Consider the following 25,588-nt stretch of genomic DNA (forward strand, 5'->3'; position numbering starts at 1 on the left):
AATATTTAGTTGTTTGCTTAATTCATATTGTTATTTACGGCAGTTGTGGTTCATTGGGGGCTTTTGCGACTTTTAATTGTGCTTGCAAAATCAGGTATTAAACCCAATTCTGTTTCTTTCCATCCTTCCCTCATATTCCCAACTTTTCAAAAATTACAAATGAATCCTTTTCCATTTTGGAGAAGGCAAACCATTTTTTGCCCAAATCTTTAAGCGAAGCGCCAATGTGATACACTTCGGTCTTGTCAATCAGCAGAAAGCGGTCGTGCGCAGTATCAAAGGCATGCAGGGTGAGCCCGCCAAACTGGGCGTTAAACTTATTGGCATCTTCCTGCAAGGCGCGACCAAGGGCTTTGGTGTAAATGGTCACAGTTACACCCTGGTTCTTTTTGGAAAATAGCGACAGCACGGTTTCGTCCACGTAATTGTCTATCAAAATCAGGCTGGTTTGGGCGCTTTTTAACAAATCGCTGATAAATAACCATGCATCAAACACCTGCCCGTCGAAAAAAATGCCTTTATCAGGTTGGATTTGTTTACTTTCCAGTGCTTTAAATATTTCGTCAAACTTGCGGTCAGTGTCAAGTTGCCTGATTTCTATTCTGTCGAGGCGTTCGAATAAACGTGCATTTTGAATGATGAATTTTCGCATTGCTACAAATGCACGCATAATCATTATGCTTACTTCGGCCGCTTTGTTGCTTTTTAAAACAGCCGAAACCGCAGCAACGCCCTGTTCAGTGAATGCATAGGGTAAATAGCCGCCCAGCGCCTGCTTGGAAGGTATCGCATTTTGCGATACCAACGTATCCACCTCTTTATCATTGAGTTGAAATAAAAAATCCTCCGGAAAGCGGTTGGCATTGCGTTTCACCTGCTCCCTGAGCCGGATGGGTTTCACTTCATAAAAGGAAGCTAAATCCTTATCCATCACCACTTGCACCCCTCTGATGGTAAAGATTTTACTTTCGATGATTTGTTGGGAAAGCACTATTTCCGTTCCTTTTCTAATCATACGCCCAATCTTTTAAAAATAACCAACGAATCTTTTTCCATTTTTGAGAAGGCAAACCATTTTTTACCCAAATCTTTAAGCGAAGCGCCAGTTTCAATTTGTTGGGTTTCCACCTTCTGAATGCGTTTCACAAGGCAGGCATTTTCCATCAGAAAGTGCCTCATCTGAACAAAAGCATCCATGATAGTGACACTTGTTTTAATGGCAGTTTCGGAATTAAGTACTGCCGAAAACATAGCAGCACCTTGTTCTGTGTAGACAAAGGGTAGGTATTTTCTGTGCTTTCCTCTGCCGGTTTTTAAGGCGCCATTTTGGAACCTTAAAGATTTATTCGGGTCTATGGCGCCATTCGGGAACCTTAAATCAACATCCATTGAGGCGCCAATTTGGAACCTCAAACTGTCCAATTCCTCTTTGCTTAACTGAAACATAAATGCGTCAGGAAAACGCTCAGGGTTGCGTTTTACAGCCCGGTTCAGGTATTTGGTTTCTATGCCATATAAATCTGCCAGATGTTCATCCAGCATCACCTGCTTATTGCGAATTGTAAAAATACGGTTGATGATGTGCTGGTGATATTTTTGAATTGACCTTTCGTTCATATCCCTAACTTTTCAAAAATGGTTTTTGTTAAGCGCACCTCCCAGTTCACTGGTTATTATTCAAACTTCCGTTGTGTTCTTCAATTTGCCTACTTGCCTACTTCGTAAAATAAGTAACCGTCTTTACCTTCTCCCAGGCGCCACGGGTGAAATCGGGAACCTGCACCGGCATACCGTTGTTACTTACCGAAGTCCTTGAAAGTTCAATAACGGCCGACCATTCGGCGGCATCATACACATCCTGGTCGAGCGGCAATCCGTTTCTCAGGCAATAGATCAACCGGTAATCCATAATAAAATCCATACCCCCGTGCCCGCCAACCTCTTTGGCTTTCTGACCGACTTCGGTTACTATCGGGTGTTCATATTTTGCCAGCAGAGCGTTCATCTCCTCTTCCGGTAAAAATGCGTGTCCGTTGGGCTCCAGTGCGATTCCCCTTCGCGGCCATTTCTGGGCAAAGCCTTTTGTGCCGCTCACCATGTGGATTCTGCTATAAGGGCGCGGACTGGTCACGTCGTGCTGGATCATCATGGTTTTTCCCTTGTTGGTCTTGATGATCATAGTGTTCATATCCCCTTTTTTGTACTCCCTTTTGGCATAGTCTGATGTGTCGCCGAATTGCTCACGGGCGTATGCTGTCATGCCAAATTGATTGGTTGAGACCGACACGAGGAAATCCATTTTGTCGCCGCGGTGAATATTCAGAATGTGAGCCACGGGGCCGAGTCCGTGGGTTGGGTAAAGATTTCCGTCGTATTTTTCATTGTGCTTCAGCCTCCACATGTTCCAATAGCCTGTGCTATCGTCAAAATTGAGCCAACGTAAGTCGTGAATGTAGGCCCCTTCAACATGAACAATTTCTCCAAACAAGCCCTGCTGAGCCATATTGAGCGTGGCCATTTCGAAGAAATCGTAATTACAGTTTTCGAGCATCATGCAATGCCGGCGTGTTTTTTCGGCAGTATTGACCAACTGCCAGCACTCGTCAATGGTAAGTGCAGCGGGCACTTCAACAGCAACATGCTTTCCGTGTTCCATCGCATATACTGCAATGGGAGTGTGCAAATCCCAATGCGTGCAAACGTAAACCAGATCCACATCTTCCCGTTCGCAAATCAATTTCCAGTCCTCTTCCCCTGTATACCCTGCTGCTGCTGGCTTCCCCTTTTCGGTCAGCAGTTGTTGCGCGTATTCCACATTCTCCGGAACGACATCACATAAAACGGTTATGGTTGTACCTTCGATAAACGAAAGCCTGCGGACAGCATCTGATCCCCTCATTCCCAATCCGATGATGGCTACTCTGACGGTGTCCAATGGTTCGCACCGCAGTTCGATCACATCAGTCTGGCCTGGTGCGCGTTCGGGAACAGCAAACATTGCTTTTGGCTCAAATGACTTTTCTTCCGGTTTAGTCGGGCAGTCACACCCTGAAAGGACAATCCCTCCAAACAACATGACCATGAAAGAGAGGAGGACACAATTTTTTTTCATCAGTGGTATTCTTTGAAATTGAAGGCAAAGATAAACGAAAAGTAAAATTGAACAAGATGTTTGCAGGTAATCACCCGGAGGAGTAACAGCTGCTGGGAACTCATCTTAACTGGATATTTCCTTAACGTGAAAATGGTAAATAAATCGCTATTTTTGCAAAAAAACAGAACACAATGAAAATCACATTAAATAACCGCCCGGAAGAGATTGAGGAGGATTCTCTGACTTTTGAGGAGTTGATTAAAAAGAAGAATTTTACCTTCAAACTATTGGTAACGAAACTCAACGGTTCGCTGGTTAAGAAGGAAGACAGAGCCTCAACAATGATAAGAAACGGAGATGATGTTATGGTGCTGCACCTGATCAGCGGAGGTTGATTTATTCGACCACTTCTGCGACAACAAACGTACTCCCTCCAATTACAATCAGGTCATCAACATCTGCAACCAGTCTGGCAGCATCCAAAGCCTTAAGAACACTAGAGTAAACATTACCTTTCAACCCATGTTTTGAAGCCTCTGCAGCGAGTAATAACGGATCAAGCCCGCGTGGAATGTTGGGTTTGCAGAAATAGTAGATGGCATCCTTTGGCAAAAGGCTAAGCATTCCATCAACACTTTTGTCATTTACCATGCCGTAAACAAAATGGAGTCGTTTGTGCGGAGTCTGACTGATATTCAGCACAACCTGACGAATTCCATCTACGTTATGGCCACTGTCGCAAATCACAAGTGGATTTTCACTCAACGTTTGCCATCGGCCCCTGATCCCTGTGTTGGTCAGTACGTTTGAAATGCCAGACGCAATAACATCATTGATTAGACTAATCCCGGAATTTTTAGTGATAATCCTGAGGGTTTCCAAAACTGTACTAAGGTTGCGAAGCTGGTAACTCCCGCCAAGGGGAAAGCTGACATTTTCCAAAAAGGGATGTTGGTCAAAATCAATGTTCACCTGTGTTTGATTAACCCTGCTAACCCTCCAGCGTTTGTCGGCAAATGCAATTGAGGAACCCTGGGCGATAGCCTGCTGCTGAAAGACATTCTCTGTCTCAGCCTGGGTTTCTCCAATAACCACCGGTACACCCTGCTTAATGATCCCCGCTTTTTCGGCAGCAATCTTCTGAAGCGTATCCCCCAGGAATTTTGTGTGATCCAGTCCGATGTTAGTAATCACCGACACCAATGGTGTGATGACATTGGTGGAATCGAGCCGGCCACCCATTCCCACTTCAATAATGGCGATATCCACTTTTTCCCTGGCAAAATAATCGAACGCCAGGCCAACTGTCATTTCAAAAAATGACAACCCGATTGTTTCAAAGCGATCTTTCCATTGTTGAATAAACCTGACAACCTCCTCTTCAGGGATCATCTTTCCGTTGATCCTGATCCGTTCCCTGAAATCACGATAATGAGGCGATGTGTACAACCCGGTTTTGAATCCTGCCTCCTGCATCACCGAGGCAATCAGGTTTGAGGTGGAACCTTTGCCATTTGTACCAGCCACATGGATGGAACTGAATTTCCGTTCAGGATTTCCCAAAAGCGCACATAATTCGATGGTATTGTTCAGATCAGCCTTATAAGCAGCTCCGCCGATACGCTGATACATCGGCAGTTTATCGAACATGTAACCGAGGGTTTGCTGGTAATTCATTCCTTCATCAATCACCTAACTCTATTCCGGGCGTTTTAGAAATTCAACTTTGTTATTTTCTCCTGCACTTTTATGTATTCCCCAAGCGCGGCAGCCCCATACCATTTATAGACTTCGGCTTCCAGAAGTTTTTCTCTGATGGCAGGATCAGTTTCCAACAAAAGAGCAGCCTCTTCTTCAGTTTTTACATTCAGTATAAAAATACCGCGGTATGATCTGTCATTTTTCCCCAGTGGGCCGGCTACTACCAATTTTCCGTCATCTGCAAGGCGTCCGATATTTTCCAAATGCCCGGCAAACAGACTGTCGCGGAGGGCTTTATCCTCAACCACCACTGACCCGGTTTTCAGAATCACGAAGATGTAGGATTTCATCCCGTAATCGTCGGCATCAAAGGTTTTGGCCAATTCAGGATCGTAAGATGGGTTTTCGGTTTGTGCAAATGATGAACTTAACAACATGGCAAGAAACACAACAAGGATCAGTATTCTCTTTTTCATTTGGCTTTTGTTCGTGTAAAAATGGCGACGATGGCTGAAGTGACCAATCCCATGACTGGCGCTCCAATCAATCCCTGCTTGATATAGCTGGCTATGTTGAAATATTTATCAGCTTCTGTTTGCTCCATTTTGCCCGACTCGACCACAAATTTGATCACATTGGGAAAATATTCCGGGGTAATGATGTTAGTAGTAATCAGTTGTGCCAAAGGGCTGAGGATAGTAACAACCAGCGTAATGATCAACCCTGAGATAAATCCCTGCAAATAGGTCATGGAGCCGGCGTAAAAGTTTCGCTTTTTATCGAGCAAAGCAAATACATAAACTGCAATGGCAGGGATGGCAATCAGATTGGTGTAGATTTCATGTTTATCAATATGTGTGCTGTGAAGCCCCGATATTTTCTCGAGGAACATCCAAACAAGGCTCATCAGGAAAAAGATGACTCCCCATTTAATTTCAATTTTGTATTTATTTAGCATAATTTATTGGTTTTCAAGTATTATTTTCAAGTTGTTTAGCCCACTTTGCAAATCGTTACCGATCATCCCTTCAAAATCCATGACGACCAGCATCAGGTTCATCGGGTATTTCATTTCTCCGCTAAATCCCCATTTTACCAAAGTTGAAGTTTCAGACAGCGACTCGGTGGTCATAAAAGCCAGCGATGTGGACTCGAATGGCTCAAGAAAACGCAATTCATAATCAATCCTCGCTCCAGGCTCAATGCGCGTGATTTCCTGTTCACCTTTTCCAACGTCCGGGTTATCCGATTCCCAGGCTGAAACAAATCCGACAGTGCCATCAGTTCCTCTGTATTCGGATTTCATCTTTGGATCTATCTTGCTCCAAACGCTGAACTCATCCTGGTTTTTCAGCATCAGTATATAATCAAATACTTCCTCTATGGGCTGATTGATCGTTACTTCCTTTACTACTCTGTATTCTTTTTTTGTAAACAATGCCACAATCAATGGGATAAGGATTACAGCTGCAATAATGATCCCGATAATTATCAGTACTTTTTTCATCGTTTCAGTGGATTAATGGTTTTGTGCAAAATCATAATTTACCATCCAGTTGATGCCGAACTGATCGGTACACATGCCAAACAAGGCATTCCAGAAAGTTTTTTCCAGGGGCATGGTTATCCTGCCGCCTTCGGAAAGTGCGGCAAAAAGACTTGTTGCTTCTTCTTCAGAATCAGTATTTACTGAAAGGGAAATATTATCACCAAAATTGGCTGTCTGACCAAACGTTTCGCTTGCATCGCTGCCCATCAGGGTAGTTTCTTTGCTGATCGGTAGTGAAACATGCATGATTTTCTCTTTCATGTCGTCGGGAACAGGCGAACCGGCGGGCATGTCTTTGAATCGTCCGATGTACGGAAACTCGCCGCCAAACACTGATTTGTAAAAATTGAAGGCTTCTTCGCAGTTTCCATTGAAGGTAAGATAAGGATTAATTGTAGTCATAAGAATTTGAGTTTGATGGTTAATAAACTAGTTGTATTGTAATCGTCAGGATTATGAATACCACAAACCTGAAAATGCCGGCCAAAAGTAGCTATATTGTTGATAATAGGGAAGAAAATTGAATTTTTTTGGCACAAACGAAATTCTATCATTTTGTTTTTAGGAAATGATAACTCGCCAAACAGTTATTAATAATGCCCCAGAACAGATAAAACCGTCACCACAGCCTCATTTTCGTCAATTTCATAAATGATCCGGTCTTTGCGGTTGAGCCGCCGCGACCAGAAACCTGACAATTCGTAACGCAATAGTTCAGGCTTTCCGGTTCCTGTTTTTGGGTATTCTTCAAGCTCATGAAAAATCGTTTCAACTTTTTGAATGGTTGATAGATCCCCGCTTGTGGAAATTTCAAGCAAATCCTTTTGAGCTGTTTCCTTTATTTTGATTTGATATCTTCCCATAAAGTTTCTGCTGTAACTGGAATGGAATTTTCAAATTTTGCCTTTTTGATTTTTGCAACAAATTCCGGGTCATAGGGACTAACGTCGGCCTTTTCGGTTTCAAAGGCAATCCCGAGTTCTTTGAGCAGTTGCTTGATCAGTTTCAATTTGCTACCTTCCGTCTGAATGATGATTGTTTCCATGGTGGTTGAAATTTTTTGCAAAAATAGATAACGATCAGGATCTTCAAATCTTATTATTATCGACTTCAGGTTTCTTAAGCTTTGATTAACCTTGACCTTTTTTAATCAACCGCATATAGTCGATGATGTGGCTTATTTTTCATTTGCTTGCCATAATGAAAAATTATACCCTTGCTCTACAATTTAATAATTTACATCATGAGCCTGTAAATTGCTCATTCACAGCAGAAACTAATCGAAAGAAAAAAAATCAAAAAAAAAGCACTCAAAATTAGTTTTTCCTATAAAGAAGTATCATCAACAAGTTCATTTTTAACAGGATCATAATCTGCAAAGGATCAGAAATTTGATGACAGGCCTAGGATGCAGAAGAAATTTTATTGAAGGCCATCCGGTTGAAGGGAATAAACTATTTTTACCCCTTGAATCATTTTCCGTGAACGTGATGCAGTTGTTTCGTCTGAAAATAAGTCAATTGTTGCCTGGCATGAATACGATGACATCAGCACTTTTTGTTCTGGCATCCCTGAACTTTACCTTTGTGAGCATGTTGCAGTCACAAAACCCTTATCAGGTGGTGTCGTTTGGCAAAGATGTACATGCAGGTGGAAATCAAAACTGGGGGATCAGTCTCAATGAGCGGGGAGAGGTTTTTATAGCCAACAATGCCGGGCTTGTTGTCATGGATGGCTCACGAGTTATGCTTTTTAAGCTCCCTTCTGAAACCATTATCCGTTCAGTGGCTTGTGTGGGTGAAAAGGTCTTTGCCGGTTCGTTTGAGGAATTTGGCTATTGGCAATCCGGAGAAGATGGTCGTTGGCAGTACAGGTCGTTGCTCCCCTTGCTAAAAGACATCAAACTCAACAATGATGAGTTTTGGAAAATAATCAGTCATAATAACCTCGTTTATTTTCAAAGTTTTGGAAATATTTTATGCTTTGATGGAAATTCAATTGAGTCGATCAAATTGCCTGATGCCGTTCTTTTTCTCCTGAAAGCCGGGGATCACCTTTTTACACAAGTCATCAACGGGTCACTTTACGAATTGATTGGCAAAGAATTGAAAAGGATTGAAAATAGTGAGATTTTCAGTGATACCGAAATAAAATCCATCCTGCCCCTTTCTGATGGAAAACTATTAATTGGCACAAGTTCGAAGGGACTTTTCAAATACAGTGACGGACTGTTTTCGGAATGGTACACAGAGGCTTCCGTTGAACTCAAAACCAACCAGTTAAACAATGGCGCTTTACTCGGTGATCTTCTCGTTTTTGGCACTTTACTTAAAGGGGTTTACATCATTGACCAATCAGGAAAATTAAAACATCACCTGCATAGCGGCAATTCGATTCAGAACAACACTATACTTTCATTACATGCCGGAGTAGATGGCAACTTATGGGTGGGCATGGACAAAGGTGTTGATTACGTTTGGTTTAACGCGCCTATTGAAGTATACAATGATGCTGAAGAAGGACTTGGTGCTGTTTATTCGGCCTGTCTTTTTCAAAACCGGCTCTTCCTTGGAACCAACCAGGGTGTTTATTATTATGAACTTCAACCTGACGGGGGATTATCGGCAAAAAGATTCATCGCTGATTCACAGGGACAGGTTTGGTTTTTAAAGGAGATTGATAACAATCTCTATTGTGGCTCCAATAATGGAACTTTCGTTTTAGCGGGCGATTTCATGCTGGAAGTTAGTGCTGTTAGTGGAGGATACAATTTGAGTGAGATTAGCATAAACGACACAGATTATTTGCTGCAAAGCACTTACAACAGCCTGGTACTTTTTAGTAAGCAGGACCACCTATGGAAACAATCAGCCACTATTGAAGGGTTTACCGCACCGGCAAGATTTCTCGAAGTGGATTATCTTGGCAATGTGCTACTGGGTCATTCCATTAATGGGCTTTATCTACTTCAGCCATCTCCGGGTTACCAATCCATTGAACAATTCCGAAAGCTTGATTCAAATGACGGCCTTCAGGTAAACACCAACAGGTTGTTCAGGGTAGATAACCGGATTTTAATTCCCGGTAAAAATAAGTTGCTTCAATGGAATGCTATCGAAGGAAGGGTTTCACCTTTCGAAGAGTTAAATGAACAGTTGGCTGAATTTTGTGCTGTTAAAACTATTGTTCCTGTTTTTGGCGACAAGTATTGGTTTGTAAGGGAAAGTGCAATTGGGATGTTTGAAATCCGGTTTCGCTCGGCCAAATTGCTATACCGGATTATTCCTGAAATGTTCGGGCTTGATCTTGTCGAAAATTACGAAAATATTGTCGCCCTGAACGACAGCCTGCATCTGATTTGTCTTGAAGAAGGGTTTGCGTTGTTAAACATTTACAAACTCAATCAACAGGAAGAGATCAATAAACCCCCAACTATCAGGCTGGCAGGTTTCAGTAACGAGTTATCAGAACAACAATTCATTGGTGTAGGTGAGTCAAACAAAGTAAGTAACCGTTTCAATAACTTTTTCATTTCCTTTTCATCACAAGAGCCGGTTGGCAGGAAAAAATATTATCAATATAAATTGGATGGAATAGATGATGGATGGAGCGACTGGTCAGGAAATACCGAAGTAAAATACTCGAGGCTTCCTCCCGGGCAGTACTTATTTAACGTTCGTACACTCACCGCAAAAGGTCTGGTAACCCCATCTGCAACTGTCAGTTTTACCATAAATCGTCCCTGGTTTCTGTCTTTTTTTGCAATTATCATCGACGCTTTACTGATCATTGGATTTGTTTCACTGATTATCATTTTTTACAAAAAGCGCAAATGGAAGCAAAAGGAGCTGGATTTAAAAAGGGAGAATGAGAAGATACGTCAGCAGAAAGATCAGGCATTGGCTGAAAACATCAAATTATCAAATGAGAAACTTCAGGCGGAGGTTTCACTGAAAAACCTTCAATTGGCCAAAAACACCATGGCAATTATCCGCAAGAATGAAGCACTCATCGAGATTAAAGATGAACTCGAGAAGCAAAAAGATGAATTGGGTTACCGACTTCCGGCAAAGTACTATGAAAACATGCATCACCTGATCGAGCGCAATATATCACAAGACCACGATTGGCAAATATTTGAACAACTTTTCGACCAGGCACATGAGAACTTCTTTCAGCGGTTGAAAGCAGTTTACCCTGACCTAACCACCAGTGACCTCCGGCTATGTGCCTACCTGCGGATTAACCTCTCATCAAAAGAGATTGCTCCTTTGCTCAACATTACCACGAGGGGAGTAGAGGAGAAGCGATATCGCCTTCGTAAACGGTTAAACCTGGCTGCCGAGCAAAGCCTTGCCGAATTTATTATGGGTTTCTAGTATTCTCAAAATCACTATTTTTTAGAAAACTATTATCCGTAAGAATGGCTTCCTCCCTAAAAATTACCAGATTTAGTTTAATAATTTAATGGTACTAAACTATTGATATTATGGTGTATATGAGCCTATTCTCCGTTTGTGATGTAGTGATGTTGTGGTTAGACTAATGATCCCATTCCCGAACCGAATTAATTATGTGGTGTAAAAATGTCGACTTGTCAACGTTTTAACTTATCTTTGTGAAAATTGATGATTTGAAAATTTCATTGACCCTTAAAGCCATTGACAATAATTGAAATTTTTATGAAAAGATCATTTATTGATGCACCGGGAGTTCAAAAATGAGAAAGTTTACTATTTCAGCATTCATTTGATAGCTTAATGACATGGATAAATATTCACCAAAACCTAAAACTTATGGTCAAATCATTACGAAGTTACAAACTAAAAAATGCACTGGCAATCTTTGCTGGGTTGTTTTTTTTAATTTCTCCGGCGTTTGCACAGCGTGTCATCCAGGGTGTTGTCACAGCAGGCAAGACAGGTGAAACCCTTCCGGGAGTCAATGTTGTCTCTCAGGGCACTTTAAGGGGTACATCCACTGACATTGATGGTAAGTTTTCTTTTGAAGTCCTGCCGGAAGACAAAGTGCTCGAGTTTACATTCACCGGTTACGATAAGCAAATCGTGGAATTGACCGCTGAGAACTTTTATAATGTTGTGATGCTTGAGGCACAATACATGCTGGATGAGTTGGTAGTTATCGGATATGGAACCGTTAAGAAGAGTGATCTTACGGGTTCGGTCAGCTCGTTGAAGCAGGAAGATATCCTTAAGACGACCGCTATCAACCCGGTGCAGGCTTTACAGGGACGCGCCACCGGTGTGCAGGTGACCACTACTAGTGGAACCCCAGGCGCCGGAGTGTCGGTTAGAATTCGGGGTGTGGGTACATTCAATGATTCGGAACCGATTTATGTTGTCGACGGAATGATCCTCAGTGACATTACGTTTTTGAACTCCTCTGATATTGCATCAATGGAGGTACTTAAAGACGCTTCTGCTACTGCGATCTATGGTTCGCGTGGAGCAAACGGCGTTGTGATCATTCAAACAAACCGCGGAAATGCTGACCAACTGAAGCCGGTTGTAAGTTTCTCCACTGAATTTGGAGTTCAGCGGATAGCCAATGAAATTGATCTTCTGAGCGGAAGAGAATTTGCCATCATTTCCAATGAAATCAAGCCAGGTTCATATAACAATGTGGATGCAGTGCCAAATACCGATTGGCAGGATTTGATCTTCCGCGATGCGCTGAAGCAAAACCACCAACTTTCGATTTCAGGTGCTACTAAAATGTCGGATTATTACGTTGGGATTGGCTTTTACAAGCAGGAAGGGATAATCCCTAAATCTGATTATCAGCGAATTTCCATTAAATTGAACAATACTTATCACATTAACGAAAAGCTGAGATTTGGCAACAATATTACTATTGCCCCCTACGAGTACCAGATTGCCCCAAACGTAACCTACTCGGTTTATCGCGCTCAACCTTTGCTTGAGCCTTACTATCCTGACGGAAGTTTTGGCGTGGTTTTCAATGTTGGAAATCCACTGGCTGAACTTGAGTATTCGAACAACTACAGGCGTGGTCTCCGCGGTGTTGGAAACCTTTTTATGGAAGCTGACATCAGTGATTTTGTGTTCAAATCAAGTTTTGGTATTGATGCTGCTTACATTAAAAATGAGCAATTTACCCCTGCTTATGCAGTGCTGAATCCTGATGGATCGCAGTCGCAGCAATACAACGAATATAGCGACATCTTCAAGGGTTCCAGCGATAACCTGACCTGGCTTTGGGAAAACACGGTAAATTATTCAAAAGAAATTGATAAACACCGTATTGATGCTGTTGGCGGTTTTACGATGCAAAAACTCCGTTCTGAAGAGTTCCGCCTGGTTGGACAGAATGTAATCCGCAATGAGAGTGACTTCTGGTATGTTCTCCCGTCCTATGTTCTTGATGAGGGAAACAACATCGACATGGTTCAGAGCATATACAACGGAGTAGATCCGGGGTATTACTATTCGATGATTTCCTATCTGTTCAGGGTAAATTATACTTACAATAACCGGTACATTCTGACCGCAACTTTCCGACGTGATGGTTCATCAAAGTTCAGTGAAGACAACCGTTACGCAAACTTTCCTTCATTTGCGGCAGGTTGGAACATCGGCAATGAAGATTTTATGCAACCGGTTGATTTTATTTCAACCTTGAAAGTGAGAGCAAGCTGGGGGCAGATCGGGAACGAAAAAATCAGCTATTTCGATCGTTTTGCCAGGGTGCAGTCAAATCTTTTGGCTATTTTTTCCAATCCGGATGCTGCCTATCCAGCCGCAAGCTATGGCAAAAGCGGCAACCCTGACCTGAAGTGGGAAACCACAACCCAGCTCGACATTGGGTTGGAAGTGGGTGTATTAAACGACCGGCTGATCGGTGAGTTTGACTTTTTCAACAAAACTACCGACGATATTCTTGTCGAACTCTCCACACCAGGTCATCTTGGCAACGGGCAAGGTCAAAAAGTGCGTTACAATGCTGCATCAGTGCTCAATCGCGGTTTTGAAATGAACATCAAATGGCGCGATAAAGTGGGGGAATTCAGCTATGGGTTAGGCTTTCTGGGAACACTTCTGCATAACGAAGTGTTGAGTATCGGAGGCAACAGTGGTGTTGACTCTGTTCTGATTGGTGGCGGACTTGCCAACGGGCAGCAGGTAACACTGAGTAAAGTCGGACTGCCAATAGGCGCCTTTTACGGATATGTTACTGATGGAATTTTTCAAACCCAGGAAGAACTCAATGCTTATCCCCATTCATCCCAGGCAGAAGTTGGAGACCTGCGGTTTGTGGATGTAAATAAAGACGGCAAAATTGACGGACAGGACAGAACCAACATTGGTTCACCGATCCCGAAGTTCATTTTTGGATTCAATGTTAACATGGCTTACAAAAATTTCGATTTTTCTCTTGATCTGCAGGGTCAAACCGGGAACAAAATCTTTAATGGTAAGGATGTAGTCCGACCTGACCCTTATAATTTTGAACAGCATGTCTGGGATCGTTGGACGGGACCTGGAACAAGCAATACTGAACCAAAACCTTCGTTTGGAGGTTACAACTTTTTACCTTCGGACAGGTTTATCTATGATGGTTCTTACGTAAGGGTGCGGAACGTGATTCTTGGTTACACCTTGCCAAAATCGGTAAGTGAAAAAATATCCCTTCAAACTGTAAGGGTTTACGTGAAAGGCTCAGATATTCTGACATTTACAAAATGGACCGGATACACTCCAGAAATCGGTAGTTATGATGTGTTATCAAATGGCATCGACACCGGTGTTTATCCCATTTCAGCAGTTTATTCAATTGGCTTAAATGTAACTTTTTAATCCTGAAGATCATGAAAAAAATAATTATTCCAATAGCATTACTATTTGTTATTAGTTTTTACGGCTGTGAAGATTTTCTCGATGTAAAACCACAGGGAGAACTGACTCAGGAAGCTTTTCCAACGTCAGCATCCGATGCCCAGCTAGCCACCAATGCAGTCTATTCAACCATCCGCGCATGGTATTATCACTCCGGCGGATATCCCATTCTCGATATCATGTCCGATGATGCGCTAAAGGGCAGCAACCCGAATGACCAGTTGAGTACTTTAGGACCGTACGATAATTTTTCCATCACCCCTTCTCAGGACGGACTTGATCGTTGGTGGGCAACGCTGTACGAAGGAATTAAGCGCGCCAATGTGGTAATCGAGAAGGTTCCGGAAATTACAATGGATGAAACACTTAAGAACAGATATATTGCTGAAGCCCGCTTTCTGCGTGGGTTATATTATTTTGACCTCGTGCGTGCATGGGGTGGCGTTCCGCTTGTAACCACGATCACACCACCATTGAAATTAGAGCGGTCGGGAGCAGATGAAATTTATACATTGATTTTATCCGATCTTGAGTTTGCTAAAAGCAACCTTCCCGAAAAGAGCCAGTATTCAGTATCCGACCTTGGACGAGCCACAAGAGGTGCAGCTAAATCGCTTATGGCTAAAGTTTATCTATTCCGCCGTGATGTTGGAAAAGGCGACTTTACCAATGCTGAAGCCCTCCTTCTCGAAGTGATTAATTCGCTGGAATACGACCTCGAATCCAACTTTGCCGATGCTAACGGTAAAGACGGCGAGCATGGTGTGGAGTCAGTTTTCGAAATCGGCGCCATGGAAACTGAAGGCGCGGTTGGGAATCAATATGCCAACACGCAGGGTGTGAGAGGGACTCCAAACCGTGGATGGGGCTTCAACCGCCCCTCTGAAAACCTTAGGTTCGCATTTGATGAAAACGACCCAAGGCTTGGTTTAACCATCATTGACCTGGGCGATGTGCTGGACGATATCGAAATCCTCGGCGACGGCACAACGCCTGATTTTGTTTATGACGATCAGGGGAACATCATCGAAAGAGAATGCTACAACCAAAAAGTATGGATCCCCGGCACATCCACCAACACGCAGTTTGGTCATAACCGCCGGCTGATCAGGTTTGCTGATGTATTACTTATGGCAGCTGAAGCTTTAAACGAAAACGGGAAATCATCCCAGGCACTCGTTCACCTGAACAGGGTGAGAGAACGGGCAAGAGGAGGAAATTCTTCCATTTTACCTGATATAACAGTTACTTCCCAGGATGAACTTCGTGACCTGATCATCAATGAACGTCGTTTTGAACTGGCATTGGAAGGACATCGATACTGGGATCTGGTGCGCACGGGCAAAGCTCCTGAAGTACTCGGGCCATTGGGGTTTGTTGCCGGCAAACACGAGCTGATGCCAATCCCACAGAATGAAATTGATATCTCACAAGGAACTTTAACACAAAATCCAAATTGGTAATTTATTTTTTTATTGTTTAACTAAATCTTTTAATTTTATGAAAAGTAGAAAAGTGTTTTTAGGTTTTATGGCTGCGTTAACTCTATTCGCAGTAGTTGCTCTTAACAGCTGTAAAGACGATGATCCGGTAGAATTGGTGTTGAACACACTGGTTTCAGGTACCATTGATCTTAACGGCGCCACCTCCCCGACAACAGTGCCGGTAAATCCGACCATTGTTGCTACATTTAGTACCAGCGTTGATCCTGCTTCGGCTACAGCCAGCACAATCAAAATGACTCAGGATTACGACAATGCTGACATCGCACTAACCATCACCGTATCAGGCAATACAATTACTATTGTTCCTGCTCCACCGCTTAGCAACGGAGCATTGTACAAACTGATGTTTTCAGCTGATATCAAATCCACTGAAGGTAAATTCCTGACTGCAACAGATCGTAATTTCACCACCATCGGAACTTTTGTTCCTGCCGGAGCTATTGCTCACTGGAATTTCGAAGACAATGCCGATGACCAGATTGGTCCATGGGATCCGGCTGCCAATGCTATCGTTGACATCACCTACACTGATTCACGTAATGCTACTGCCGGTAAGGCAGCTACTTTCAATGGTACCACCAGTATCATCGAAATCCCTAACGGCGATCTGCTCATCAATACGGACAATTTCACCATCTCCTTCTGGGTAAAAACCAAATCGGAAGGTATCACACATGGCCATTTTGTGATGGGACTTGGTGCATTCTGGGGCCTTCAGTTTGAAATCTTTGGAGGATATGACGGAGCTAAATTTGCCATTCAATATGAATTTGAAGATGGTACAACTGGCGCTGAAGATATGTGGTTCCCCTCAGATGCTACCGATAATACAAATGGTGGATGGCAAGGATGGGATTTTGCAAAAAGCATACCTGCCGTTGACATGATCGGGTTACTGAAAGACAATTGGCTGCATGTTACCTATACCTACAATGGGCCTGAGCGTAAAGGCACCTTGTATTACAATAGCGAAAAGATGAAGAGTTTCGACTTTGACCTTTGGCCCGACGGCGATGCCAAGAGAACAGTTAAAGGGATGAAATATGCTGGTTTAGAACCAGATGTGGTCAATGAATTTGCATTGGGTTTTATCCATTCAAGGGCTGGTATCCTATGGGATAACGAACCATGGGGCGGCTATGATTTCCCGGATGCCAACCACTTCAAAGGACAACTTGATGACATCAGGTTCTTCCACAAAGTGTTGACTCCTACCGAAATCTCTTTGATGTACAACTCAGAAAAATAGTTTTGGTAATTAATAGTTGAAGGGGGAGAGCAATCTTTCCCTTCATTTTTTTCTATTCAAAAACATCATGAAAAACGCACTCAAAATTCTCAGCGCCTTATTAATGCTCTCCATAACAATTTCCTGCAAACAGGAGGACGATATGGTGGATGCTGGGGTTATTCAGCTTACAGCAGCAGAGTTTGGAGGCGTTGTGTTGTCCGTCGATAATCCTGCGACGAACCTCCCGGTCAACGGAAATAGTGTGATGAAATTCAGTACCGCCATTGATACCATTACAGCCAAAACCTCAATTTCAATTTTCAATCAGACCGGACAGACAGCCGTTCCGGTTAAATTTGCTTTTACAAATGACCTTACCCAAATAGAATTAGACCCCTTATCCGATCTTGATTTTACAACAACCTACAGCCTGGTCATTACTAACGACTTAAGAGGAGTTCAAAAAGAAACTTTTACTGGTGTTACCTATACCTTCAACACCGAAAATGGCCAATTGAAAATCATCCAGATCACCTTGAATGGCCAGCCCTTTAATACCAACCAGACCCTTCAAAACGTCAATTATGAAAATATTTCGATCGCAGTCACATTCTCTGAAGCGATCCCAGGAGAAAACCTCAACCAGTTTTTCAGCCTGATCCCTTACATTCAAACCAATATAAATCTCTCGGCAGATCAAAAAACAGTAACTGTCAGCAATCAGAATAAGCTTGATTATTACACTAAATACACTTTTTACATTTCAAACCAACTGGTGTCGCTGGATGAGTTGACCTTCGCCGGGTTTAGTAACCAGTTTATGACAGGCCTTGATCCATCCTATAAATTCCCACTGATCAGCGACGAAGAGTTGCTGGACAAGGTTCAGTTGCACACCTTCAGGTATTTTTACGATTATGGACATCCGGTGAGTGGTCTGACCCGTGAGCGGAAAGGCTCCGGTGAAACAGTAACCATTGGCGGCAGTGGATTTGGCCTGATGGCACTTTTAGTTGGAATAAAACGAAATTTCATTACCCGAACTGAAGGCATCGAAAGATTGAACGCAATTGTAGATTTCCTCACCACAGCTGACCGGTTTCACGGCGCCTGGCCACATTGGATGAATGGCTCAACCGGAAAAACAATTCCGTTTGGGACTAAAGATGATGGCGCCGATCTTGTAGAAACTTCCTTCATGGCAGCAGGGCTGCTTACCGTTCGGCAATACCTGGACGAAAATGTAGCCTTTGAAGCGGATTTGAAATTAAAAATCAACGCTTTGTTAAACACAATCGAGTGGAGTTGGTTTACACGCGGCGGGCAAAATGTACTTTACTGGCACTGGTCGCCCAATTATGACTGGCAAATGAACATGCAGGTAAGAGGTTACAACGAAGCATTGATTACTTACTTCATGGCAGCTACTTCCGTTGATTTCCCCATTGAGGCTTCGGTTTACACAAATGGCTGGGCCAATAACGGCTCGATCATCAACGGTAAAAGTTTTTACGGGATTCCACTGCCGGTGGGTTACGATTACGGCGGTCCGTTGTTTTTCGCTCATTATTCCTTCCTCGGCTTAAACCCGACAAATCTGAGCGATAACTACGGTAATTACTGGATGCAAAACATGAATCATTCGCTGATCAACCGTCAGCACTGCATCGTCAATCCTTTCAACCATGTTGGTTATAGCGAAGATTGCTGGGGACTTACAGCCAGCGACGATCCGGCGGGTTACAAGGTCCATGAGCCGGTGAGCGGCCGCGACAATGGCACGATAACTCCAACAGCCGCTTTGTCTTCGATGCCCTTTACCCCGGAAGAATCTATGACTGCAATGCGTCATTTTTATTTTGTTCTGGGCGACAAACTTTGGGGAGAATACGGTTTCTACGATGCTTTTAACCCGGGACAGGGCTGGTGGGCAAATTCCTATTTAGCCATTGACCAGGGACCGATTATCGTCATGATCGAAAATTATCGCTCCGGGCTTTGCTGGGACTTATTCATGTCGGCGCCCGAAACTCAGGCGGCAATGATGAAACTGGGATTCGCAAATTAACTGCGCCAGAATTTACTCCGATCTGCGGGTATCATTTTGCCTTTTTTTGAGATCATTATTTCTGATCAATTGAATGAATTAAATTTTTAGCATAAAAATATTTATCCAAATGAACATCAAAATAATCGCATTCATAATCGCTGTTACCCTGAACGCTTGCCAGCAACCACAAACACAACAGCAGCTTACGTTCACATCTCACGGAAAAGTTGATTACCCCATTACTCCAGAAGATGAACTGATGCTCGATTCCATTCAGCAGAAAACCTTTTTATTCTTTTTACACGAACACCACCCTGAGTGGGGAATCGTAAAAGACCGCGCAGCAGCATGGGCGCCTTCGAGCATTGCTTCGACAGGTTTTGGCATTCCGTGCTTTGCAATTGGCACGGAAAGAAACTGGATTACCCGTGAACAGGCTGCGCAGATCACACTCAACATGCTGAATTTTTTCATGAATTCTGAACAAAGCACTGACACAGCTGCAGCAGGTTACAAAGGTTTTTACTACCATTTCCTGAGGATGGACACCGGTAAACGTGAATGGACATGCGAACTTTCGTCAATTGACACCGGACTGCTGATGATGGGAATAATATTTGCCCGGAATTATTACAATATTGATAACGAAACAGAGCGCGAAATACGCCGGCTGGCTGGCGAACTATTGGAAAGAATAGACTGGAATTTTATGGACATGCCGGCCGGAAGTCAGCATCCACACACGATTTCCATGGGCTGGTCGCCCGAAGAAGGGTTGCACAACTGGGGTTGGACCGGTTACAATGAAGCCTTGTTCCTCTATGTTCTTGCAGCCGGGAGCGGGATGGAAAATGTCGAACGAAGCTACAATTCATGGTTGAGCACCTACAAATGGCAAACTCCCTACGAAGGGCTTTCACATGTGGCTTTTCCCCCATTGTTCGGACATCAGTTTTCGCAGGCATTCATTGATTATCGCGGCCTTATTGACCCGTATATGAAAGAAAAAGGGATTGATTACTTCGAAAACTCACGCCGTGCAACCTACGTTCAGCAACAATATGCCATTCAAAACCCCCATGGCTGGGTTGGTTATGATTCGCTCTGCTGGGGCGTTACAGCAAGTGATGGCCCTACGGAGATTTATAATTTTGATGATAAAAAGTTCCTCGGTTATGCCGGAAGAGGAGCTGCCGGCCCCGATTACAATTATTTCGATGACGGAACCATCGCACCCTACGGGCCGCTTTCGTCGCTGCCGTTTGCTCCTGAAATTGTGCTGCCGACAATCAGGGCAATGATCGAAAAACAGGGGGACAGCATCTGGGGAAAATATGGTTTCTATGATTCATTCAATCTTACCGCCAACTGGGTAAATGATGATTTCATCGGCATTGACCAGGGGCCAATGCTCATTATGATCGAAAACTTCAGGACTGGACTGGTGTGGGATTATGTGATGAAAGACCCGATCATTCAGGATGGATTGGCAAAGCTGGGGTATTCTTACCTGCAATAATCACTTCAGTAGCAAATGGTGAAATAAACTAAAAGTAAAATGATGAAAAATCAGGTCAACTTGAAAATTACTTTTACAGCATTGTTGTTTCTCACAGCAACAATCATTTCGGCTCAGGGTAGAATGCTGGATGAATTTGAAAGCAAAGCCGGTTGGGATTATATCAAATCTGACGGAGTGAATCTCAATCTATCCAACGAAAAAGGATTGACCGGCAACGCAGTCCGGTTTGATTACGACTTCACCAAAGGAACCGGCTATGGAGGAATCCAGAAACTCTTCCCCATTGATCTGCCCGAAAATTATGAATTTACCTTTTTTATCAGAGCCGAATCACCAGCCAATAATTTTGAGATCAAATTCATTGATAGTACCGGGGAAAATGTCTGGTGGGTGAGCAACCGCAATTATGATTTTCCCGGAGAATGGAAAAAAATCCGCATCAAAAAGCGGCACATCAGCTTTGCATGGGGACCTACTGAAGATCAGCATTTAAAACGAATTGACCGGATCGAATTTACTATAGCATCATTTGTGGGCGGCAAAGGCACGCTCTGGATTGACAACCTGAAATTTGAGCCGCTTCCCCCTGAAGTTCAATCCTATCCTCAGCCCATTCTAACAGCTACATCTTTTGTAAAGAAGCTAAGCCCTGTGATGATGACCGATGGCGACTTGGAAACTCATTGGCTAAGCAAAGGAGTTACCAACCAGCAGGTGATCGTTGATTTCACCACCCGGCGGGAGTTTGGCGGATTGCACATCATTTGGGCAAAAGGTCTATCTGCAAAAGGTTTTGAGATAATGGCCTCAGATGATGGGATAAAGTGGGAAAACATGTATTCCGTGAAATCCAACCAGGGTGAGGTCAGTTTTATCCGGCTGCCGGAAGCTGAAGCAAAGTATTTGAAAATAAACCTTTTGCAGGCCAATTCCGACATGGGTTTTGGCATAGCTGAATTGAAATTTTTAGATGTAAAAAGTTCATTAACCATGAACGACTTTTTGATTTATGTTGCTAAAAACTCCCCTGAAGGAGATTACCCGCGGTATTTTCTGGAACAGGCCTCCTACTGGACTGTTTCAGGTGTTAACAATGACGTGAAAGAAGCCATGATCAACGAAGATGGGATGGTGGAGGTGGACAAGGCATTGTTTTCGATTGAACCAGTGATTAAAACAGCGAACGCTCTTTATAATTGGAGCAATGTCGAATCTTCTCAATCATTTGGTCTGAATGGAAAAGCCGGTGAACTTCCATTTGTTCCGACGGTTGCGTGGCAATGTGATGACATTAAATTTGTTACGGGAATAATTTCAACTGGTGAAGCCAACAAAAATTCAAGGCTGAATATCCGCTATTCATTCGGGAATCTCTCCGATCAACAAAAGGATTTTGAGTTTTATTTATTGATTCGCCCTTATCAGGTGAATCCATATTACCAGTTTTTAAATTTGGCAGGCGGGGCAGGAAAAATCAGGTCAATCATCGAAGAAGAGGATGGTGTAATTACAGTGGACGACAAAGTAGTGCTTTTACAACGGAGATTTGATCAATTTGCCGCGGGATCTTCCGATGATGGCAACCTTGTAGAATTGATCCGCAATGATTTACTGCCCGCTCGAACATCGGCAATTGACCAAAATGGTTTAGCAAATGGCGTCATGAAATATTCCATCACCCTGAAGCCTGGCGAAAAAACTGAGTTTTATGTGGTTGTTCCTTTTTATGGCAAAATGCCTTCTGATGTTAAACTGAGCAATGCGTTTGTTGCTGAAGAATTTGCCACGATGTCGGATTATTGGAAATCAAGAGTGGATCACATCCAATTCAACCTGCCGGAGTCGGCTGACCGGATGATCAATGCTTACAAGGCCAATTTGATCTATATCCTGATAAATCGGGATAAAGTTGGGATCCAGCCCGGTTCAAGGTCGTACGAAAGAAGCTGGATTCGTGACGGCGCGCTAACTTCCTCTGCGTTGTTAAAATCGGGTATTGTGGAAGAAGTGAAAGATTTCATTGACTGGTATGCCGTACATCAATACGAAAGCGGCAAAGTTCCATGCGTGGTTGACTTCCGCGGCCCCGACCCGGTTCCCGAACACGACAGCCACGGGCAACTGATTTACCTGATTCGTGAATACTTTAACTTTACCCGGGATACGGCATTTCTTCAGTCAAAAAATCAATATGTCCTGAAGGCAGTCGAATACATCGAATCCCTCGTAGCCGAGCGGTCAACAGATCATTTTAAAAATGGCAACGACAGCATCCGGGCTTATTACGGACTGGTTCCGGAATCTATCAGCCATGAAGGTTATTCGGCCAAGCCCATGCACTCTTACTGGGACAATTTCTTCATCATGAAAGGGCTGAAGGATGCGGTGGAAATGCAAAAGATTTTAGGGGAAAAAGATAATTATCAGCACATCAGCAAAGTGAGAGACACTTTCAGGGAGAACCTTTACAACTCCATTGACCTTGCCATGGAAGTCAGAGGAATTGACTACATCCCCGGCTGTGTTGAGCTGGGCGATTTTGATGCAACGTCCACCACCATTGCTTTAACTCCGTGCAACGAATATAAAAACCTGCCCAAACCAGAGGTTTACAACACATTTAACCGTTATTACGAATTTTTCAAAAACCGGAGAGATGATAAAATTGAATGGGTGAATTACACGCCTTACGAAAACCGTTTGATCGGGTCATTTATCTTCCTTGATCAACCCGACCGGGCGCACGAACTGATTGATTTTCTCCTAAACGACCAGCGCCCTCAAGGCTGGCATCACTGGGCCGAAGTGGTCTGGAACGATTTCCGCATCCCGCGCTTTATCGGCGACATGCCGCATACCTGGGTAGGCAGTGATTTCGTCAACTCCATCCGCTCGATGTTTGTTTATGAAAATGAATATGACAATTCGCTTGTATTGGCTTCAGCGCTTTACCAGGACTGGATTGATGCGCCCGGGGGGATGTCGGTTGAAAATTTGCCAACCTATTACGGTGACATCTCCTATTCAATAAAAAAGGGAACAGATCATTACCTGTTTACAATTAATGGAGATGTAAGACCCCCCGCTAACGGAATCAAAATAAGGAACTTCAACGGGTCCAAATTGCCGGCGAGAGTTACTGTGAATGGTGTGGAAACCAGTCATTTCAGTGAAAAGGAAATTTCGGTACATGAATTTCCTGCTTATGTGTTGATTTACTATTAACCAATCAAAAAATTCCTTTATGGAAGAACAGGTAGCAGTGGATGCCAAAGGCACGGGGAGTGGGGATAAAATACGTTTTTCGCAGTTGGCCGCTTATGGCGCCGGAGGTATTATTCCCATCGCACTCTTCAATATTGCGGGGATACTCGTAGGGTTGATGGGGAACATCAGCCTGGGTTTGAGCGCTTTCTGGCTTGGAGTTATCCTGATCATCCCCCGCTTATGGGATGCCGTTTCCGATCCATTGATCGGCCATTTGTCGGACAATACACGGACACGCTGGGGACGCCGTCGGCCTTTTCTTTTAATCGGTGGGATTTTGGTTGCTGTCTTTTTCGTCCTGATGTGGTGGATACCCAAAGGCGAGATGGTGCGTGAATTTTTCCCAAGTGAGTCAGGTTTCCAGGCCTTTCAGCTCGTTTACATTTTAGTCTCACTGCTGTTGTTTTATACTGCATGCACCATTTTCGAAATCCCGCACGGCGCCCTCGGCATGGAAATGACTACCGATTATCATGAGCGAACCAGGCTTTTTAGTGCAAAGAGTTTCATAGGAAACTTGTTTGCCATGAGTACACCCTGGCTGTTTGCCCTTGCCAGCATGCCAATTTTCAAAGGCCCCGGAGGCAACGAGGCCGATGGGATGCGCTATGTTTCGATCATGATAGCAGCCATCCTGATTCCGCTTTCCTTCTGGTGGACCTACAAATTACGCGAACCCGGGTTTGTCAGGATTAAAAAGCAGGAAAAGACCCCTTTCTGGAAAGACATGAAACATACCGCCGGAAACAGGAATTTCATCATGCTCACATTGACTATTTTCACGCTGGCGATGGGTTTCAATTTCGTCAACCTGCTCGGTTCGTACATTCCGATTTTCTACATTTTTGGTGGAGATAAAGTTGCCGGCGCTTACCTGCTTGGCATCAATGGCACCATCTGGGCAGTCACCGGTGTGCTGGCCGTTTTTCCTCTCAACTGGATCAGCCCTAAAATCGGGAAACGCAGCACCCTCTCGATTGCTATTTTACTGATGTGCCTGGCGCAACTTTCAAAGATTGTTTGTTACAATCCTGAATACCCTTACCTGATCATCATTCCCACCATTTTGCTTTCGACCGGAATGTTATTTTTCTTTACCCTGGGGTCTTCGATGGTAGGGGATATTTGTGATGAAGATGACCTGAAAACCGGCCATCGCACCGAAGGAAGTTTTTACTCGGTGTTCTGGTGGTTTATCAAAATGGGGACCGCTTTGGCCAGTTTTGTTGCCGGTGCCTTGATCGTTTTCACCATGTTCGACCAAACCCAGGTGACTAAGGTGGATGCGCTGCAGGGCAGCATAAGGGTATTGCAAACCGAGGTGAAATCTTTGAACGATGGTAAGGCCGGCACAGCAGATTTTGAGGAGATGATTGATAATGCACGGAAACGATCCACCGAATTGATGATTCACCTCGAAGATAAAACCCTGAAAACCAAAAAGAGTACCGACCATTACAGGGAATTGATGGAACACATGTCGGGCGTCAACAGCAGGATTGACAATCTGAATCAGGATTTACCTCCTGAGATGTTGGAAAACGAACTAACTAAAATCGAAAAGGAAACCGTGCTACTTACACAACAATCCCCTTACACATTGTTGATGATGAGGGTCGTAGAGATCGGTCTGCCACTGCTGCTGAGCATCTTCTCAATATTCTTCATCCTGCGCTACTCCCTGACCGAAAAACGATCGCATGAAATCAAAGCGCTGTTAAGCCAAAGAAACAGGGAAAGAGAACATGAGGAGAATAAGAAACCAGAGCCGGGGATCATTTAATTTGAAAAT

19 protein-coding genes are annotated in these 25,588 nt (G+C 43.6%); 9 read left to right on the forward strand and 10 right to left on the reverse strand.

Features of this window, described 5'->3' with window-relative positions; translation table 11 throughout:
• Window positions 1-130: 130 nt before the first annotated feature.
• The 3 genes from IH598_10845 to IH598_10855 all read right to left on the reverse strand — a co-directional run bounded on the left by IH598_10845 (window position 131) and on the right by IH598_10855 (window position 3,112).
• On the reverse strand, window positions 131-1,015 hold the full coding sequence (locus IH598_10845; GenBank protein ID MBE0639006.1) for an ORF6N domain-containing protein: 885 nt from the start codon (window positions 1,013-1,015) through the stop codon (window positions 131-133).
• Window positions 1,012-1,617, reverse strand: a complete 606-nt coding sequence (locus tag IH598_10850) for an ORF6N domain-containing protein (GenBank protein ID MBE0639007.1) — start codon at window positions 1,615-1,617, stop codon at window positions 1,012-1,014. Before IH598_10850 ends, IH598_10845 begins: the two co-directional genes overlap by 4 nt.
• A 97-nt stretch (window positions 1,618-1,714) precedes the next feature.
• Window positions 1,715-3,112, reverse strand: coding sequence for a Gfo/Idh/MocA family oxidoreductase (locus tag IH598_10855; GenBank protein MBE0639008.1), 1,398 nt, complete (start codon window positions 3,110-3,112; stop codon window positions 1,715-1,717).
• Window positions 3,113-3,285: 173 nt separating this feature from the next.
• Between IH598_10855 and thiS the strand changes: the two genes are divergently transcribed.
• Entirely contained in the window at window positions 3,286-3,489 is a 204-nt protein-coding gene (thiS, locus tag IH598_10860) for a sulfur carrier protein ThiS (protein MBE0639009.1), read from the forward strand.
• Between the two features lies 1 nt (window position 3,490).
• Here thiS and IH598_10865 read toward each other — a convergent pair whose 3' ends face one another.
• From IH598_10865 to IH598_10895, 7 genes are all read right to left on the reverse strand, one after another.
• On the reverse strand, window positions 3,491-4,771 hold the full coding sequence (locus IH598_10865; protein ID MBE0639010.1) for a bifunctional folylpolyglutamate synthase/dihydrofolate synthase: 1,281 nt from the start codon (window positions 4,769-4,771) through the stop codon (window positions 3,491-3,493).
• Window positions 4,772-4,806: 35 nt separating this feature from the next.
• Window positions 4,807-5,271, reverse strand: a complete 465-nt coding sequence (locus tag IH598_10870; GenBank protein MBE0639011.1) for a hypothetical protein — start codon at window positions 5,269-5,271, stop codon at window positions 4,807-4,809.
• A complete protein-coding gene (locus IH598_10875; protein MBE0639012.1) occupies window positions 5,268-5,753 on the reverse strand; it encodes a DUF4199 domain-containing protein in 486 nt (161 codons plus the stop codon). The genes IH598_10870 and IH598_10875 overlap by 4 nt, the downstream gene beginning before the upstream one ends.
• 3 nt (window positions 5,754-5,756) lie before the next feature.
• A complete protein-coding gene (locus IH598_10880) occupies window positions 5,757-6,302 on the reverse strand; it encodes an SRPBCC family protein (protein ID MBE0639013.1) in 546 nt (181 codons plus the stop codon).
• Window positions 6,303-6,314: 12 nt separating this feature from the next.
• Window positions 6,315-6,746, reverse strand: a complete 432-nt coding sequence (locus IH598_10885) for a VOC family protein (GenBank protein ID MBE0639014.1) — start codon at window positions 6,744-6,746, stop codon at window positions 6,315-6,317.
• A gap of 188 nt (window positions 6,747-6,934) precedes the next feature.
• Window positions 6,935-7,207, reverse strand: a complete 273-nt coding sequence (locus IH598_10890) for a Txe/YoeB family addiction module toxin (protein ID MBE0639015.1) — start codon at window positions 7,205-7,207, stop codon at window positions 6,935-6,937.
• Window positions 7,183-7,389 carry a hypothetical protein gene (locus tag IH598_10895; GenBank protein MBE0639016.1) on the reverse strand — a complete coding sequence of 69 codons (207 nt, stop codon included), beginning with the start codon at window positions 7,387-7,389 and terminating at the stop codon, window positions 7,183-7,185. Before IH598_10895 ends, IH598_10890 begins: the two co-directional genes overlap by 25 nt.
• Before the next feature lie 487 nt (window positions 7,390-7,876).
• On the opposite strand from IH598_10895, the gene IH598_10900 reads away from it, so the two are divergent.
• From IH598_10900 to IH598_10935, 8 genes are all read left to right on the forward strand, one after another.
• Window positions 7,877-10,723 carry a hypothetical protein gene (locus tag IH598_10900; protein MBE0639017.1) on the forward strand — a complete coding sequence of 949 codons (2,847 nt, stop codon included), beginning with the start codon at window positions 7,877-7,879 and terminating at the stop codon, window positions 10,721-10,723.
• A gap of 417 nt (window positions 10,724-11,140) precedes the next feature.
• Window positions 11,141-14,182 carry a TonB-dependent receptor gene (locus IH598_10905; GenBank protein ID MBE0639018.1) on the forward strand — a complete coding sequence of 1,014 codons (3,042 nt, stop codon included), beginning with the start codon at window positions 11,141-11,143 and terminating at the stop codon, window positions 14,180-14,182.
• A gap of 11 nt (window positions 14,183-14,193) precedes the next feature.
• Window positions 14,194-15,684, forward strand: coding sequence for a RagB/SusD family nutrient uptake outer membrane protein (locus IH598_10910; protein MBE0639019.1), 1,491 nt, complete (start codon window positions 14,194-14,196; stop codon window positions 15,682-15,684).
• Between the two features lie 37 nt (window positions 15,685-15,721).
• Entirely contained in the window at window positions 15,722-16,975 is a 1,254-nt protein-coding gene (locus IH598_10915) for an Ig-like domain-containing protein (protein MBE0639020.1), read from the forward strand.
• 67 nt (window positions 16,976-17,042) lie between these two features.
• A complete protein-coding gene (locus IH598_10920) occupies window positions 17,043-19,025 on the forward strand; it encodes an Ig-like domain-containing protein (GenBank protein MBE0639021.1) in 1,983 nt (660 codons plus the stop codon).
• Between the two features lie 109 nt (window positions 19,026-19,134).
• On the forward strand, window positions 19,135-20,526 hold the full coding sequence (locus IH598_10925) for a Tat pathway signal protein (protein ID MBE0639022.1): 1,392 nt from the start codon (window positions 19,135-19,137) through the stop codon (window positions 20,524-20,526).
• 42 nt (window positions 20,527-20,568) lie between these two features.
• On the forward strand, window positions 20,569-23,754 hold the full coding sequence (locus IH598_10930) for a discoidin domain-containing protein (protein MBE0639023.1): 3,186 nt from the start codon (window positions 20,569-20,571) through the stop codon (window positions 23,752-23,754).
• A gap of 19 nt (window positions 23,755-23,773) precedes the next feature.
• Window positions 23,774-25,579, forward strand: coding sequence for an MFS transporter (locus tag IH598_10935; GenBank protein ID MBE0639024.1), 1,806 nt, complete (start codon window positions 23,774-23,776; stop codon window positions 25,577-25,579).
• Window positions 25,580-25,588: the final 9 nt, after the last annotated feature.

The organism is Bacteroidales bacterium, from assembly GCA_014860585.1.
GTDB lineage: Bacteria > Bacteroidota > Bacteroidia > Bacteroidales > 4484-276 > RZYY01.

Coding starts and splice junctions, on each gene's coding strand:
- IH598_10845 (MBE0639006.1), bottom strand. CDS start 1,015: ATGATTAGAAAAGGAACGGAAATAGTGCTTTCCCAACAAATCATCGAA.
- IH598_10850 (MBE0639007.1), bottom strand. CDS start 1,617: ATGAACGAAAGGTCAATTCAAAAATATCACCAGCACATCATCAACCGT.
- IH598_10855 (MBE0639008.1), bottom strand. CDS start 3,112: ATGAAAAAAAATTGTGTCCTCCTCTCTTTCATGGTCATGTTGTTTGGA.
- thiS (MBE0639009.1), top strand. CDS start 3,286: ATGAAAATCACATTAAATAACCGCCCGGAAGAGATTGAGGAGGATTCT.
- IH598_10865 (MBE0639010.1), bottom strand. CDS start 4,771: ATGAATTACCAGCAAACCCTCGGTTACATGTTCGATAAACTGCCGATG.
- IH598_10870 (MBE0639011.1), bottom strand. CDS start 5,271: ATGAAAAAGAGAATACTGATCCTTGTTGTGTTTCTTGCCATGTTGTTA.
- IH598_10875 (MBE0639012.1), bottom strand. CDS start 5,753: ATGCTAAATAAATACAAAATTGAAATTAAATGGGGAGTCATCTTTTTC.
- IH598_10880 (MBE0639013.1), bottom strand. CDS start 6,302: ATGAAAAAAGTACTGATAATTATCGGGATCATTATTGCAGCTGTAATC.
- IH598_10885 (MBE0639014.1), bottom strand. CDS start 6,746: ATGACTACAATTAATCCTTATCTTACCTTCAATGGAAACTGCGAAGAA.
- IH598_10890 (MBE0639015.1), bottom strand. CDS start 7,207: ATGGGAAGATATCAAATCAAAATAAAGGAAACAGCTCAAAAGGATTTG.
- IH598_10895 (MBE0639016.1), bottom strand. CDS start 7,389: ATGGAAACAATCATCATTCAGACGGAAGGTAGCAAATTGAAACTGATC.
- IH598_10900 (MBE0639017.1), top strand. CDS start 7,877: ATGAATACGATGACATCAGCACTTTTTGTTCTGGCATCCCTGAACTTT.
- IH598_10905 (MBE0639018.1), top strand. CDS start 11,141: ATGGTCAAATCATTACGAAGTTACAAACTAAAAAATGCACTGGCAATC.
- IH598_10910 (MBE0639019.1), top strand. CDS start 14,194: ATGAAAAAAATAATTATTCCAATAGCATTACTATTTGTTATTAGTTTT.
- IH598_10915 (MBE0639020.1), top strand. CDS start 15,722: ATGAAAAGTAGAAAAGTGTTTTTAGGTTTTATGGCTGCGTTAACTCTA.
- IH598_10920 (MBE0639021.1), top strand. CDS start 17,043: ATGAAAAACGCACTCAAAATTCTCAGCGCCTTATTAATGCTCTCCATA.
- IH598_10925 (MBE0639022.1), top strand. CDS start 19,135: ATGAACATCAAAATAATCGCATTCATAATCGCTGTTACCCTGAACGCT.
- IH598_10930 (MBE0639023.1), top strand. CDS start 20,569: ATGAAAAATCAGGTCAACTTGAAAATTACTTTTACAGCATTGTTGTTT.
- IH598_10935 (MBE0639024.1), top strand. CDS start 23,774: ATGGAAGAACAGGTAGCAGTGGATGCCAAAGGCACGGGGAGTGGGGAT.